This is a genomic window from Vibrio tubiashii (assembly GCF_028551255.1).
In the GTDB taxonomy this organism is placed as follows: Bacteria; Pseudomonadota; Gammaproteobacteria; order Enterobacterales; family Vibrionaceae; genus Vibrio; species Vibrio tubiashii_B.
Window position 1 is genome coordinate 186,708 of the sequence record NZ_CP117029.1, and the last position, 14,882, is coordinate 201,589.

General features: G+C 46.5%; 13 protein-coding genes. 2 read left to right on the forward strand and 11 right to left on the reverse strand.

Going from position 1 to position 14,882, the window contains the following annotated elements; all coding sequences use genetic code 11:
- Positions 1-144 precede the first annotated feature (144 nt).
- Positions 145-1,737: a bifunctional phosphoribosylaminoimidazolecarboxamide formyltransferase/IMP cyclohydrolase gene (purH, locus tag LYZ37_RS00875; RefSeq protein ID WP_272786134.1), complete on the reverse strand. Its 1,593-nt coding sequence runs from the start codon at positions 1,735-1,737 to the stop codon at positions 145-147.
- A gap of 286 nt (positions 1,738-2,023) precedes the next feature.
- Here purH and zntR point away from each other — a divergent pair, with 286 nt between their 5' ends.
- Positions 2,024-2,467, forward strand: a complete 444-nt coding sequence (zntR, locus tag LYZ37_RS00880) for a Zn(2+)-responsive transcriptional regulator (protein ID WP_004742949.1) — start codon at positions 2,024-2,026, stop codon at positions 2,465-2,467.
- Here the strand turns inward: zntR and LYZ37_RS00885 are convergent.
- The 10 genes from LYZ37_RS00885 to LYZ37_RS00930 all read right to left on the reverse strand — a co-directional run bounded on the left by LYZ37_RS00885 (position 2,464) and on the right by LYZ37_RS00930 (position 13,412).
- Complete coding sequence (locus tag LYZ37_RS00885; protein ID WP_272786135.1) at positions 2,464-3,444, reverse strand: sensor domain-containing diguanylate cyclase; 981 nt, start codon at positions 3,442-3,444, stop codon at positions 2,464-2,466. The two genes, zntR and LYZ37_RS00885, sit on opposite strands and share 4 nt — an antisense overlap.
- A gap of 177 nt (positions 3,445-3,621) precedes the next feature.
- Complete coding sequence (fis, locus tag LYZ37_RS00890; RefSeq protein WP_000462885.1) at positions 3,622-3,918, reverse strand: DNA-binding transcriptional regulator Fis; 297 nt, start codon at positions 3,916-3,918, stop codon at positions 3,622-3,624.
- 71 nt (positions 3,919-3,989) lie between these two features.
- On the reverse strand, positions 3,990-4,952 hold the full coding sequence (dusB, locus tag LYZ37_RS00895) for a tRNA dihydrouridine synthase DusB (protein ID WP_272786136.1): 963 nt from the start codon (positions 4,950-4,952) through the stop codon (positions 3,990-3,992).
- 139 nt (positions 4,953-5,091) lie between these two features.
- Positions 5,092-5,979, reverse strand: a complete 888-nt coding sequence (gene prmA / locus LYZ37_RS00900) for a 50S ribosomal protein L11 methyltransferase (protein WP_272786137.1) — start codon at positions 5,977-5,979, stop codon at positions 5,092-5,094.
- Between the two features lie 127 nt (positions 5,980-6,106).
- Positions 6,107-7,450, reverse strand: a complete 1,344-nt coding sequence (accC, locus tag LYZ37_RS00905; RefSeq protein WP_272786139.1) for an acetyl-CoA carboxylase biotin carboxylase subunit — start codon at positions 7,448-7,450, stop codon at positions 6,107-6,109.
- 15 nt (positions 7,451-7,465) lie between these two features.
- Positions 7,466-7,930, reverse strand: coding sequence for an acetyl-CoA carboxylase biotin carboxyl carrier protein (gene accB / locus LYZ37_RS00910; RefSeq protein WP_239826950.1), 465 nt, complete (start codon positions 7,928-7,930; stop codon positions 7,466-7,468).
- 100 nt (positions 7,931-8,030) lie between these two features.
- Positions 8,031-8,480 carry a type II 3-dehydroquinate dehydratase gene (gene aroQ / locus LYZ37_RS00915; protein ID WP_004742955.1) on the reverse strand — a complete coding sequence of 150 codons (450 nt, stop codon included), beginning with the start codon at positions 8,478-8,480 and terminating at the stop codon, positions 8,031-8,033.
- A gap of 301 nt (positions 8,481-8,781) precedes the next feature.
- Positions 8,782-10,731, reverse strand: coding sequence for an acetate--CoA ligase (gene acs / locus LYZ37_RS00920; RefSeq protein ID WP_272786140.1), 1,950 nt, complete (start codon positions 10,729-10,731; stop codon positions 8,782-8,784).
- Positions 10,732-10,942: 211 nt separating this feature from the next.
- On the reverse strand, positions 10,943-11,575 hold the full coding sequence (locus tag LYZ37_RS00925) for a 3'-5' exonuclease (protein WP_004742957.1): 633 nt from the start codon (positions 11,573-11,575) through the stop codon (positions 10,943-10,945).
- A gap of 10 nt (positions 11,576-11,585) precedes the next feature.
- Entirely contained in the window at positions 11,586-13,412 is a 1,827-nt protein-coding gene (locus tag LYZ37_RS00930; protein WP_272786141.1) for a DUF294 nucleotidyltransferase-like domain-containing protein, read from the reverse strand.
- A gap of 235 nt (positions 13,413-13,647) precedes the next feature.
- Between LYZ37_RS00930 and LYZ37_RS00935 the strand changes: the two genes are divergently transcribed.
- Positions 13,648-14,832 carry a 3-phenylpropionate MFS transporter gene (locus LYZ37_RS00935; RefSeq protein ID WP_272786142.1) on the forward strand — a complete coding sequence of 395 codons (1,185 nt, stop codon included), beginning with the start codon at positions 13,648-13,650 and terminating at the stop codon, positions 14,830-14,832.
- Positions 14,833-14,882: the final 50 nt, after the last annotated feature.

Below are 14,882 nucleotides of genomic sequence, written 5' to 3' on the forward strand. Positions count from 1 at the left end.
GAGCTCTCCTTGACCTTATCAATATGGCTTTGCTCTAAAATGAAAGTTTCTAAAACTAAGAGTATTTCAAATTAGCTAAATTAGATTCGTTTTGCTCTTCTCGGAGCGCTCCCGTTTCCAGAAGCGAAGCGCTCTCGCTTCTTTCTAGTGGCGGAAGTGACGCATACCCGTAAAGATCATCGCCATGCCATGTTCGTCTGCTGCTGCGATAACTTCGTCATCACGCATAGAGCCACCCGGTTGAATCACGCACTTGATGCCCGCTTCTGCAGCCGCATCGATACCGTCGCGGAATGGGAAGAACGCATCCGATGCCATTACACAACCTTCAACTTGTAGACCTTCGTCAGCCGCTTTGATGCCTGCGATCTTCGCTGAGTAAACACGGCTCATTTGGCCAGCGCCAACGCCGATAGTCATGTCACCCTTCGAGTAAACAATCGCATTTGATTTAACGTACTTAGCCACTTTCCAGCAGAATAGGGCGTCTTTTAGCTCTTCTTCTGTTGGTTGGCGCTTAGAAACCACTTTAAGGTCATCTAGGCTCACCATACCTTGGTCACGGTCTTGAACTAGCAGGCCGCCATTAACGCGTTTCACGTCAAAGCCCGTCGTCTTAGTTGTCCACTCGCCACATTCTAGAAGGCGAACGTTCTTCTTCGCTGCAACCACTTCAATTGCTTCAGCAGATACTGATGGCGCAATGATGACTTCAACGAATTGGCGCTCAACGATAGCGGTTGCTGTTGCGGCATCTAGCTCTTGGTTGAAGGCGATAATGCCGCCGAAAGCAGACGTTGGGTCAGTTTTGTAGGCGCGATCATACGCTTCAAGGATGTTACCACCCAGCGCAACACCACATGGGTTAGCGTGCTTAACAATCACACATGCTGGCTCGTCGAACTCTTTAACACACTCAAGTGCTGCGTCAGTATCGGCGATGTTGTTGTAAGAAAGGGCTTTACCTTGGATTTGGCGAGCAGTAGAAACAGAGGCTTCTTCTGGATTAGCTTCAACATAGAAAGCTGCGTCTTGGTGGCTGTTTTCACCGTAACGCATGTCTTGTTTCTTGATAAACTGCTGGTTGAATGTGCGCGGGAACTTGCTCTCTTCGTCACCTTCTTTGTTCTCACCGTAAGATGGAACCATAGTGCCGAAGTAGTTAGCGATCATGCCGTCGTAAGAGGCAGTGTGCTCGAAAGCTGCGATAGCTAGATCAAAGCGCGTCTCTAGAGTCAGAGATGTCTCGTTCGCATCCATCTCAGCGATAACGCGGTCGTAGTCGTGCGCGTTAACGACGATAGTCACATCTTTGTGGTTTTTCGCTGCTGAGCGAACCATAGTTGGACCACCGATATCGATGTTCTCTACCGCATCAGCAAGAGTACAACCTTCTTTCGCTACTGTTTCAGCGAATGGGTAAAGGTTAACCACAACCATGTCGATTGGGTTGATACCGTGCTTTTCCATTACGTCGTCATCTTGACCACGACGACCTAGCACACCACCATGTACTTTAGGGTGAAGCGTCTTAACACGACCGTCCATCATTTCTGGGAAACCAGTGTAATCTGATACCTCAGTTACTGAGATGCCTTTTTCTGCCAGTAGGCGAGCAGTGCCACCTGTTGATAGAATATCAACACCTCGGTTAGCAAGAGCTTGGGCAAACTCAACAATACCAGTTTTGTCTGATACGCTGATTAGTGCGCGGCGAATAGGACGAGCGTTAGTCATGCTTCCATTTCCTCAAAGTCACAGAGTTAATACGTAAGATAAAGATATTTGCCAAAAGTGAACTTGTTCTTATGCTTTGATTGCAATCAGGCAGTAAGATATTGGCCAGTTTTGGTAAAGACCTTTCCAACATTTGTTGGTGGTAAACTAGTCTCTGAGTTTGATGGCGCACATTCTAACTAATTTATTACAAAAAAGCTCGCGCAATCGTTTGGCATCTCAAAAATAATTGTGAAAAGCTCAAGTTTAGGCTTAAAACGTAACGAAACAGTTAATAGGAAAAGTTATGTTCCAGATCGGAGAATTGGCTAAGCGCTGTAATGTCACAGCAGATACATTGCGCTTTTACGAAAAGAATCAGCTAATTAAACCTGCAGGTCGCAGTGATTCAGGTTACCGGCTCTATAATGAAGAAAACCAACATCAAGTCAGCTTTATCCTCAAAGCGAAAGACTTAGGCTTGAGTTTGGATGAGATTCGTGAACTTTTAGAGATAAAACTTGAGGCAACAGAACATAGCTGCGCCGAAGTTAAGGCGATCACTACAGCTAAGCTTTCTGTGATTGATGAAAAGATTATTGAATTAACTCGAATTCGCACCGCACTGAAGAAGATTAATGATGCTTGCTGTGGACACGTTGATGACGATGCTAGCCATTGCTCGATTTTAGGTGCACTTGCGAGCGAAGCACATCAAGACTCTTGCTGTGAGATAGAAAAGGGCGTTTAAGAAGCGCGGCGGATATTGGCTTTCAACTCAGTGGTTGACTTGATGTCCGGAAGATTCTCGTAGTAGAGAGTGACTTGGTTACGACCAGTTTGTTTAGAGTAGTACATGGCTTTGTCTGCTTGTACCATCAGTTCTCTAACGGATGACACATGGCCATTCAACTCGGCAATGCCAATACTCACGGTCGGCAAGATGATGTGGTCATCAACCTGACAGGGGGTTGTCTCAATCGAGTGACGGATGCGCTCCGCAATATCGTACGCTTGAATCGCGTTAGTGCGAGAAAGTACCACACCAAACTCTTCACCACCCAAACGGCCAATATAATCACTGGAGCGAATTAAACCTTGGCAAATATGCGCAACTTGGACGATGACTTCATCACCGGATAAGTGGCCCACTTGGTCATTAATTTCTTTAAAGTGGTCGATATCAATCATCAAGCAAGAGAGGTGCTGCTGGGTTGGACTATCGAACTCTCGTTCCAGTCTTAGCATAAAGGCACGGCGGTTTAATATGCCAGTCAACTCATCGGTTTCAGCCAGTTTCTTTAATTCAACTTGGTGAAGGTGAGCTTTGGTGATCTCTTGCTCTTGCCACAGAACATATTTGGCGCCGCTTGCTAATGTGATGGGCTTGAGAGAGGCTTCAAACCATCTCTCGTCGACGCCATTCCAAGCTTCAAGCTCTTCGATAGAAAGCAGCAGCTGTTGGCAAGGGGTCATTGAGTATTGCAGAGTTTTACGTTGACCTGAGGTTAACACTTGCTTGAAGTGTTGCTCCAAGTTCTCAGCAAGGTTTTCTGGAAGGATCTCGCTAAACGTGCGGTTGAGATACTTGTTGGTTAACTCGGGATCAGATTGAGTTGCTTCGCCAAAGCTATCTACGATACGTCCGTGCTCATCAATGATCAGCAGACGATCAGGTAGCTCGGAGAGCATAAGACTCAGCCATTCTTCCCTTTGCATATCAACCATGTAGATTCGTCCGAACGTAAACGTAATTGATTATTATATCGACCACTTTGAGGTTAGCAATCGCAATAGATCACAGATCGCTGAATATTCGTGCAACTAACACTGGGTCTAATGATAAAAAAACCGGGATTACTGACGTAAGCCCGGCTTCTTAAAATCAAAATATCGAATGAACGATTAGTTCATGCCGTATTTTTTAAGTTTCTTGCGAAGAGTACCGCGGTTGATACCCATCATAGTTGCTGCGCGAGTTTGGTTACCGCGAGTGTACTGCATGATGGTATCTAGTAGTGGCTGTTCAACTTCAGCTAGAACTAATTCATATAGTTCTGTTACTTCTTGGCCATTTAGTTGAGCCAAGTAGTTTTTAAGAGACGCTTTAACAGAGTCACGTAGTGGCTTCTGAGTAATCTGGTCCTGTGACGTTACTGTAGTTACTGTTAATGCTTCTGAAGTCAGATTTTGTTCGAACATATTCGGTCTAGCTCTTCTCTTAATTATGATGCAACGTTTACCTGTCGTAGTTGGGGCGAAAGCACAACTAGTTAGGCTTTATCAAAATACTCTTCAAGCGCTTCAAGCTGCAGCTCAGCTGCCTCAATGGCGTTGAAGGTACGGCGAAACTCACTCGCTTGTTCATGCTCTTTTAGGTACCAACCTACGTGCTTACGCGCGATTCGTGGACCTAAATACTCTCCATAGAAAGCATGCAGTGCATTCACATGGCCAAGCAGGATGTCTTTCACTTCCGAATAAGGAAGCTCAGGCATCGTGGTGCCGTTTTCCAAAAAGTGTTGGATTTCCTGAAAAATCCACGGACGACCTTGGGCAGGGCGTCCAATCATTAAAGCGTCAGCACCGGTATATTCCAGTACATGCTTGGCTTTCTCTGGGCTATCGATATCACCGTTAGCGATAACCGGAATTGAGATAGCTTGCTTGACCGCTTTAATGCTGTCGTATTCGGCCTCACCTTTGTACATACACGCTTTTGTTCTGCCATGCAGAGCAAGAGCCTGAATGCCGCAGTCTTCGGCTAATTTAGCGATTTGGACACAGTTTTTGTTATCTATATCCCAGCCAGTACGGGTTTTCAATGTCACAGGGACATCGACTGCATTGACCACAGCCTTCAGAATATCTTCAATGATATCTGGATACTGAAGCAGGGCAGAGCCGGCTAGCTTCTTATTCACTTTTTTGGCTGGACAGCCCATGTTGATGTCGATGATTTGCGCACCGTTTTCAACACTGAACTGAGCAGCGTCGGCCATAAGCTGTGGATCAGCGCCCGCAATTTGTACAGAGCGAATGCCCGATTCGCCTTCATGTACCATGCGTTGCTTTGATTTGGACGTTTTCCATAGCTTTGGATTGGATGACATCATTTCACTGACGGCCATTCCAGCACCATAGCGGAGACACAACTCACGGAACGGTCTATCAGTCACACCTGCCATAGGGGCAACGATGAGATTATTCTTAAGTTGGTAGTTTCCGATTTTCAAAACGTCTTCACAGCTTAGTACCAGCAAGGGCGCGCATTTTACGCATTTTTTAGCGCTGTGAAAAGACTAATATTTGAGCATTTACAAATTGTTTTCGCAAAATGCCCCAAAATCAGTCAATTAGCTCGCAAAGTCTTGTCTAGCCTTGCTTTCGACCAGAGATGCGACACCATTCACTTTGCTCTTTGATAGGATCAATGTGAAGCTCATCACGGTAATAGTTAGCCACATCTTCAGCTTGAGTATCAAGCACACCTGACATCGCAAGCTCGCCGTTTGGCTTAACTAAAGACTTAATGATTGGTGAAAGTTCGCGTAACGGACCTGCTAAGATGTTAGCAACCACCACGTCAGCAATCAGACCTTCTGGCTGATCTTGAGGAAGGAACACTTCTAGTTGGTCGGCAACACCGTTACGCTCAGCGTTGTCTTTAGAGGCAAGCAGTGCTTGAGGATCAATATCGATCCCGATAACTTTTTCAGCGCCCAGTTTGATCGCAGCGATCGCAAGAATGCCAGAGCCACAACCAAAGTCGATCACGGTTTTGCCCGATAAATCTAAGCCTTCTAGCCACTCAAGACATAAAGCGGTAGTTGGGTGGGTACCAGTACCAAAGGCAAGGCCCGGATCCAGCATCACGTTCACCGCCTCAGGCTCAGGGATCTCACGCCAGCTAGGGCAAATCCACAAACGTTCGCCAAACTTCATTGGGTGGAAGTTATCCATCCACTCGCGTTCCCAGTCTTTATCTTCCAACTGCTCGATTTTGTAAGCGAAATCATCTGCCAGTAGACCGCTGAGTTTGGTTTGCTCAATGATAAAGTTAGTATCCGCTTCCGCGTCATACAGCGCTAGGATATCCGTATCACCCCAAAGACGAGTTTCACCAGGTAGAGGTTCGAATACAGGCGTATCCTGCGCGTCTAAGAAGGTCACAGACAGCGCACCAGTCTCTTCCATTAGCATATCGCCGATCTGTTCAGCGTTTTCATTGGTCGCATTGAGTTTGATTTGAATCCAAGGCATGAGTATGAGCTCTTTACATTGATTGATGTGATTTGGCGCAGAGTGTAGCAGAAAAGGCTAACAAGTGCGCGAAAACAAAAATGCTCACCGAAGTGAGCATTTTCATTATGACTAAAGCGGAAATCGCTTATTGTAGGCCTAGTTTCTTCTCTAGGTAATGAATGTTGGCACCACCGTGTTGGAAGTTCTCATCATTCATAATGCTTTCTTGTAGAGGAACGTTAGTCTTGATGCCTTCAACGATCATCTCGCCTAGTGCGTTCTTCATACGTGCAATAGCCACATCGCGGTTCTCACCGAAAGTGATCAGCTTACCGATCATTGAATCGTAGTGAGGAGGCACTGTGTAGCCTGTGTAGATGTGCGATTCCCAGCGAACACCCATGCCGCCTGGGGCGTGGAAGCGTTCAATCTTACCTGGTGAAGGTAGGAAGCGCTCAGGATCTTCTGCGTTGATACGACATTCGATAGCATGGCCGCGGATCTTGATGTCATCCTGAGTGAATGACAAAGGTTGACCTGCTGCTACACGCAGTTGCTCTTTGATTAGGTCTACGCCCGTTACCATTTCTGTTACTGGGTGCTCAACCTGAATACGAGTATTCATTTCGATGAAGTAGAATTCGCCGTTTTCGTATAGGAACTCAAACGTACCTGCGCCGCGGTAACCGATTTCTAGACATGCACGTGTACAACGTTCACCGATGTACTTACGCATCTCTTCAGTGATACCTGGTGCTGGCGCTTCTTCAACAACCTTCTGGTGACGACGCTGCATAGAGCAGTCACGTTCACCTAGGTGGATAGCACCGCCTTGACCATCAGCAATCACCTGAACTTCAACGTGACGAGGGTTTTCTAGGAATTTCTCCATGTAAACCATGTCGTTGTTGAACGCTGCTTTTGCTTCGGCGCGTGTCATAGCGATAGCTTCAATGAGCTCGCCTTCAGAACGAACAACACGCATACCACGACCGCCGCCGCCGCCAGACGCTTTGATGATTACTGGGTAACCAATGCGCTTAGCGTGTGCTTTGTTTGTTTGCTCATCGTCATCTAGCGGGCCATCAGAACCCGGTACACAAGGTACGCCAGCTTTCTTCATTGCCGTAATAGCTGAAACCTTGTCACCCATAATGCGGATTGTTTCCGCTTTAGGACCAACAAAGATAAAGCCGCTGCGCTCAACTTGCTCAGCAAAATCTGCATTTTCAGATAGGAAACCGTAACCAGGGTGGATTGCCACCGCGCCAGTCACTTCCGCCGCTGAAATGATGCGTGGAATATTTAGGTAGCTATCGATGCCACGTGCAGGACCGATACAAATCGCTTCGTCTGCAAGTAGTACGTGTTTTAGGTCACGGTCAGCAGTTGAGTGAACAGCTACTGTTTTGATGCCCAATTCTTTACATGCGCGAAGAATACGAAGTGCAATTTCACCTCGGTTCGCGATGACTAATTTATCTAGCATAAGAGAGAGCCTCTATTATTCGATAACAACAAGTGGTTGGTCGAATTCAACTGGTTGGCCGTCTTCAACTAGGATAGCGGTTACAACGCCAGACTTGTCTGCTTCGATTTGGTTCATCATCTTCATCGCTTCAACGATACATAGTGTGTCGCCAGCGTTTACTGCTTGACCAACTTCAACGAAAGATTTCGCGTCTGGGCTTGGAGAACGGTAGAAAGTACCTACCATTGGAGAAAGAACTTGGTGGCCAGCTGGAGTTGCAGGAGCCGCTGCCGCTTCTGGCGCTGCTGCAGGAGCAGGTGCCGCTGCTGGTGCAGCCGCTACAGGAGCTGGAGCTGCTGCGTATTGAACTGGTGCTACAGGTGCAGCAGTACCGTTACGGCTGATGCGTACCGACTCTTCACCTTCAGAGATTTCTAGCTCAGCAATGCCAGACTCTTCTACTAACTCGATAAGCTTCTTGATTTTACGGATATCCATCTTTTCTTTCTCTTTTATCTTGTGAATAAGACAGCTCAAAACGAGCTGCAGAGTGTTTATTTACGTTGAGCATCTGCGAAGGACTTCAACGTCAGTTGGGTTACTTTGCCTGCAGCTTATTCAGCGCGGCAGACAGAGCGAATTCGTATCCTTGCGCACCTAAACCACAAATCACGCCCTCAGCCTTATCTGAGAGATAAGAGTGATGACGGAATGGTTCACGAGCATGCACATTGGATAAATGTACTTCGATAAACGGGATAGCCACACCTAATAGTGCATCTCTAAGTGCAACACTGGTGTGGGTAAAGGCGGCAGGGTTGATGATAATAAAATCCACCTTGTCGTATGCCGCATGGATAGCTTCGATCAGCTCATACTCACGATTGGATTGAAGATGTTGGAGTTCAACATTGGCTTCATTCGCTTGCTTAGTTAATGTGTCGATAATCTGTGGTAGTGTTGACGAACCGTAATGTGCGGGTTCGCGTAGACCTAACAGGTTTAAATTTGGACCATTTAAGACAAGAATGCGTGATTTTGCTGTCATTGTGCTGCCATCTTCCTACTTCATGATATGAACTGGAATATTCCCATATTATCTCGGATTCATCATGCAGTTTTTACTAAAAATAGCAGTGAATCTTTGAAATAGACCCAGATTATAGCTAATTCAGCGCATTTAGCAGCAATTTACTGGTCTAATCTCCCAGCTTGAAGCCGGATTTTTGTAACCGAGGTAACATTTTTTGCTCAATGAGAAAGGGCTAGAGAGGAGTACTTTAGACGGTAAAAACACAAAACCGCCACATAGTGTGACGGTTTGAAGTTCTACATAGTGGTGCTGATAATTATGCTAATTCCGCTTTTTCTGCAATCAGCTTATCAACCACACTTGGATCCGCTAGGGTTGAAGTATCGCCTAAGTTGCTAGTATCGCCTGTAGCAATCTTACGTAGAATACGGCGCATAATCTTACCAGAACGAGTCTTAGGTAATGAGTCTGTCCAGTGCAGTACATCAGGTGTTGCGATAGGGCCAATCTCTTTACGCACCCAGTCTTTCACTTCTTTATGCAGTTCTGCACTTGGGAACTCACCGTCATTGAGCGTGATGTAAGCGTAGATTGCTTGGCCTTTAATATCGTGCGGGATACCAACAATCGCTGCCTCAGCAATCTTATCGTGAGCGACGAGCGCCGATTCGATTTCTGCGGTACCCATACGGTGACCAGAGACGTTTAATACGTCATCCACACGACCTGTAATCCAGTAGTAACCATCTTCATCGCGACGCGCGCCGTCACTGGTGAAGTACATGCCTTTAAATGTAGAGAAGTAAGTTTGCTCGAAGCGCTCATGGTCGCCATATACTGTGCGCATCTGACCTGGCCATGAATCAAGGATGACTAGGTTACCGTCAGTCGCACCTTCGATGATGTTACCCATGTTATCAACCAGAGCAGGCTGAACACCGAAGAATGGACGAGTCGCAGAACCTGGTTTAAGGTCCGTTGCACCTGGTAGTGGAGCAATCAAAATGCCGCCTGTTTCGGTTTGCCACCAAGTATCGACAATAGGTGAATCTTCATTACCGATGGTTTTGTAGTACCACTCCCACGCTTCAGGGTTAATAGGTTCACCTACCGAGCCCATTATACGTAGGCTGCTACGTGACGTTCCTTCTACCGCTTCATTGCCTTTCGCCATAAGTGCACGAATCGCTGTTGGTGCCGTGTAGAGGATATTGACTTGGTGTTTATCAACCACTTGGCTCATGCGGTTTGTGCTTGGATAGTTAGGCACACCTTCGAATAGGATTGTTTTTGCACCGTTGGCCAGTGGGCCGTAAATCAGATAAGTGTGGCCGGTAATCCAACCCACGTCAGCGGTACACCAGAAGGTTTCGCCTGGCTGATAATCAAATACGTACTTGAATGTCATGGTAGCGTAGACAAGGTAACCGCCTGTGGTGTGCAGAACACCTTTTGGTTTACCTGTCGAGCCAGAGGTGTAGAGGATGAAAAGAGGATCTTCTGCTTTCATCTCTTCTGGTGGGCAGTCAGCAGAAACATTTGCGGTTGCTTCATGCCACCAAACATCACGATGCTCATGCCAATCAATGTCACCGCCAGTACGTTTCATGACGATGACTTTTTCGATGGTTTTGACTTCTGGGTTAGTCAGTGCTTCATCAACATTCTTTTTCAGAGGAACAGCACGACCACCACGCACGCCTTCGTCAGCGGTAATCACCACTTTAGCGTCTGAATCAATAATGCGGCCAGATAGCGCTTCTGGAGAGAAGCCACCGAATACAACAGTATGTACCGCACCAATACGGGTACAGGCTAGCATGGCAACCGCTGCTTCAGTCACCATTGGCATGTAAAGACAAACCACATCACCTTTACGCACACCTTGCTCTTTCAGTGCGTTCGAAAACTTACACACTTCTTTATGCAGTTGGTTAAAGGTCAATGTTTTATCGTCGTTTGGATCATCACCTTCCCAGATGATGGCGACATCATCACCACGTTCAGCAAGGTGACGGTCAATACAGTTTGCAGATACGTTTAGCGTACCGTCTTCGAACCAACGGATATCAACGTGGCCAGTATCAAATGACGTGTTCTTTACTTGAGTGAAAGGCTTCATCCAATCGACGATTTTTCCGTGCTCACTCCAGAAACCAACAGGATCTGTCACAGATTGTTGGTACATAGCTTGGTAGGTATCGTTATCCGCGTGGGTATTTTTTTTGATGTTTTCTTTTACCGGATAAATATGGGCTTCACTCATTGCTTATCTCCTTGTGCTTAATTCCTTGTGAATTGAGCAAGTGTCCGTTTAAAACGATAAGGTCACCTGACCCTGACGTTGTAAAATCCCTATACCCATAACTTTCAAGCACAGGCGAGAATTCGACAATTAGACTTTAGGATGAGAGAGATAGATCTGCTTTGAAATGAAGGAATTAAAACGCAAATTGAGAACTTGGTCGTAAGTTGGGTTAGCGGGTATAGGGCAGATTTAAGCTAGGGAGGTCACCTTTTGTTAATCGAACAAACACCAAGGCGGCAGAAATCGCATCTTGTAGGGCATCGTGTTTATCCTGCAAAGGCAAGTCAAGGTGCTTACAAATGGCGTCCAAGCTGAGGTCAAAGTAAGCGTTAGGTAGGTGCTTTTCTAGCTTGTCATGATAGATCTGGCTGACTTCGATTAAAGGGTTGGGTAGAGGAAAGCCCAGCTGTTTGCGACAAGCGAGATCGAGAATTTTTTTATCATAGCGAATGTGATAGCCGACTAATGGACGGTTACCAATAAACTCTAGCAGTTGCATCAAGGCTTGTTTTTCATCAATACCATCAACGAGATCCTGATGGCGGATGCGGTGGATTTTGATTGAGCCAGAATCCAGTGATTGCGGGGCTCTAAGCCTGACTTCAAACGGTTTGCTGGTAATAATGCGATTGTCGATGATTTTGGTCGCCGCAATGGTGACGAGTTCGGCACGATTAGGGTCGAGGCTAGTGGTCTCACAATCTAACGAGACGTACTCACCTTTTTGCACCGAGGCAAAAAGAGGCTGGTAAGGAGAGCCCTTGAGTTTGTAAAACCAATAACGGCGTTGCAACCAATTCATACACCAGCCTCTAATCTCTTATCTGATAATGATAGCCCAAGAACTGCTTAAACTTTTTCACTACATGCAAACTATGACGTAGTAAATCTCGCTCGGTACGCTCTATCTGTTTCAGGTCGATGCGATTGTGGCTGTGTTGATTTGTCAGTTGTTGATTAAGGCGCAGCTTGAATAGCAACTTGAGTGCTTCACTGAGGTTGTCGGCGGTCTCTGGTTCGAGTATCCGCTTCAATCTTAAAGCTTCTATGCGTTCAAAGGTGTTTTTCTCTTCAATGCCGTATTCTAGCGACAAGGTACGGATACCATGAACGATAGGGAAGATACCGCCACTTTTTACGTCCACACCTTGTTTGTCTTTCTTAACATTGCCAAATAGCGTCAATGGTAGAGAAAACTGCAACGCAGGACGCGAGAAGTCTTGCAGCGCGAGCATGTTGTTGAGCATGGTTTGCTTAAGGTGTTGCGTGATGGGTTCGAGTAACGTTTTGTTGCCTGCGACTGCATGAGCATCGGTGAAAATCGCTAGATCCATGATGTTTTCTGCACTGCTAGGCTTAGACCATTGGCTGATAGTGCTTTTCCATTCTGACTGGGTTTTGACCCACTTAGGGTTATTGACCATGACATTGCCAGGGCAAAGTGGATAGCCAAGTTGTTGTAGCGTATGGGTTAGTTGACCCATAACTGTTTCACATTGGTGCCAATGGAGACCATCTTTGATGATCAGTGCGTTGTCTTGGTCAGTTTTCAGTATTTGTTCCCCACGCCCTTCTGAGCCTAGAACGACCAAACAGCAGTGATCGTGAAGGGCAGGAGGAACAATCAGTTCAAAGGCTTTCTCTATGATCTGCTCGTTGACCGCTGAGATCAGTTCCATGATAAAGCGGGTGCGAATGCCGTTGTTCAGTAGACTTTCGACTAAGTTTCGCTGCCTGTTGGAGGCGAGGGCCAACTCTTCAATACTGGTCGAGCGGGCAATACTTAACGTTAATACGTGCGAGTGGGTTGAGAAAGCGCTGAGGATCTGGGTCATATCGAGCATACCGACCGCTTCTTTACCATCGGCGACCATCACGCGTTTCATTCGATGACGAGTCATTTTAATCATCGCATTAAAAAGAAACTCACCGTCCTCAACGTGCACCACAGGGAAAGTGGCAATTTTGCCTACTGGAGTGTCGAGTGGATGACCTTCAAGCATAACGGCATGCAGCATATTGGTTCGAGTAATGATCCCATACGGCATTGAGTGCTCATCTTCAACGAGGCGGATGTCAGAGTCGTTTAGTCGCACTAAAGCAGAGTCGATACCATTTTGCTTGAGTGTCTGCGTGACTTCATTCAGCGGCTGTTCGGGAGAGAGTATCATCGGCGGGTGATAGATCTCTTTGTCGACTTTGGTCAGGATAAACTCAGCTAGGTTCTGTTGTTGCTGGGCCGCATCGATCAGCTCTTGGCGCTTGGCAAGGTTGTTGTCGAAATAGGCGGCAAACTGACCATTCTCGTTATATAGCTCAATGAAAACGGACTTGGGCAATAGATAGCAAAGGGTATCTTCTAATGCGATGTAGCGATGTTTTACCGTCTCTTCAGATAGAGCACGCACATCAAACAAATCATCATTAGCGTAGTGAGCAAAGATTTCTTTGTCGTCTTCCGAACGCTCTTCGACTGCTCCCTTGATCAGGATGTGAAGATGCTGGCTCTGTGTGCCGGGCTGAAGTAAGGTTTCTTTGGCACGGAAGTAAGCAACATCCAATGAGCTACGCAGCCGGTTCTGCTGCTGGCTGTCCAATCGATCAAACGGTGGGGAGTGCATATTAAATTTATCTGGCATTGCGGACCCTACTTCATTGCCACTCTATAGGTTAAGTGTGCAGGATTGGCATAATTGTTCCAGACGACTTTGGTCGAATCTATTAATGAAACAAGTCCGGCCACTTCGTTGCTAATGATGAAAATAGTGAGAATAGGGAAACGCAGTTGTGACGATTATTCCCTTTTTATTCTCAGCAAAGCAAACGATAATATCGCCGCTTTGTTCCAATTTATTCACGCATTCAGAGGTAATGATGCTCACCCCATCTCCATATGGCTGGATTTCCCAGTATTTTGTCGGTTTCTTTTTCGCTTATGGTGTTTATCTACCATTTTGGGCGTTGTGGTTTGAAGAGCAGGGGGTATCGGCAACAGATATCGGATTACTGGTCGGTATTGGTTTTGCTACCCGATGTGTCGCCAACATGGTGCTAACACCACGTATCCATAAAGTCGAACACTTGATGCCAGCACTGCGATGGCTCAGCTTTGCCTCTATTCTTTTTGTTGGTTTCCACTTCTTTACAGGTGGTAGCTTTTGGTTAATGGCATTGGCGACTGTGTTGTTCAACTTGTGCTGTGGCCCTATTGTTCCCTTGTCTGATGCGATGGCGAACTACTATTCACGTTTGCAAATGTTGGATTATGGCCGCACTCGCCTGTGGGGTTCGATTGCCTTTATTGCGGGTTCAACGGTGGTTGGCTTCTTAGTTGCGCAGTATGGCAGTGACATGATTATCTTCACCGCGCTGGCTGGTGTAGTTGTGGCTTTGTTGTTCTCGATGCGCAACATCAATCCAATGCCCGTTACGACGGAAGATGAAGATGCCGAGCGTCCTAAGTTGACAGAGCTGCTGCGTGAACTTCCCGTGGTAAAGTTCCTGGTTTTGGTTTCTCTTATTCAAGGTAGTCACGCTGCGTACTACAGCTTCAGTTCGATTTATTGGAAAGAGGCGGGCTATTCGGAAGATATCATCGGCTATTTATGGAGCTTAGGTGTCGTGGCTGAGGTGGCGATTTTTGCTTTGAGTAAACGTCTGTTCTCGGGTTGGACGCTTCGAGCATTGTTTATGGTCGCTGCACTTGGTGTGGTGGTACGTTGGGGTTTGACGGCTTCTACAACAGCTTTAGTAGCATTGGTAATGATCCAGCTTCTGCACGGTGTGACCTTCGCAATCGCACATATTGCCGCGATTCAATATATCCAACACTCTGAGCAAAGAAAAATGGTGGCGCTGCAAGCGCTGTACAATGCGATTCCTTTAGGGGCATTCATCGCCTTGATGACCACGTTAAGTGGTTGGGGCTATGAAAACTGGGGGGCAAACGTCTTCTGGGCGATGGCCGCTATGGGTGTCTTGGCTCTATTTATCAAAGTTGACCCTCAAAAACATCAAGTTAGCGATATGTCGAAAGCGGAGCCTAATGCACAGAATTAAGCCTAGCTGATTGAGTTGATAGCATATCCTTAGTTAAATGAAACCTCTCC

Bases quoted from the DNA above. Each gene is read 5' to 3' on its own strand.
- LYZ37_RS00930 (WP_272786141.1), bottom strand. From the start codon at position 13,412: ATGCCAGATAAATTTAATATGCACTCCCCACCGTTTGATCGATTGGAC.
- fis (WP_000462885.1), bottom strand. From the start codon at position 3,918: ATGTTCGAACAAAATCTGACTTCAGAAGCATTAACAGTAACTACAGTA.
- LYZ37_RS00935 (WP_272786142.1), top strand. From the start codon at position 13,648: ATGCTCACCCCATCTCCATATGGCTGGATTTCCCAGTATTTTGTCGGT.
- aroQ (WP_004742955.1), bottom strand. From the start codon at position 8,480: ATGACAGCAAAATCACGCATTCTTGTCTTAAATGGTCCAAATTTAAAC.
- acs (WP_272786140.1), bottom strand. From the start codon at position 10,731: ATGAGTGAAGCCCATATTTATCCGGTAAAAGAAAACATCAAAAAAAAT.
- prmA (WP_272786137.1), bottom strand. From the start codon at position 5,979: ATGCCTTGGATTCAAATCAAACTCAATGCGACCAATGAAAACGCTGAA.
- accC (WP_272786139.1), bottom strand. From the start codon at position 7,450: ATGCTAGATAAATTAGTCATCGCGAACCGAGGTGAAATTGCACTTCGT.
- purH (WP_272786134.1), bottom strand. From the start codon at position 1,737: ATGACTAACGCTCGTCCTATTCGCCGCGCACTAATCAGCGTATCAGAC.
- LYZ37_RS00925 (WP_004742957.1), bottom strand. From the start codon at position 11,575: ATGAATTGGTTGCAACGCCGTTATTGGTTTTACAAACTCAAGGGCTCT.
- accB (WP_239826950.1), bottom strand. From the start codon at position 7,930: ATGGATATCCGTAAAATCAAGAAGCTTATCGAGTTAGTAGAAGAGTCT.
- zntR (WP_004742949.1), top strand. From the start codon at position 2,024: ATGTTCCAGATCGGAGAATTGGCTAAGCGCTGTAATGTCACAGCAGAT.
- LYZ37_RS00885 (WP_272786135.1), bottom strand. From the start codon at position 3,444: ATGGTTGATATGCAAAGGGAAGAATGGCTGAGTCTTATGCTCTCCGAG.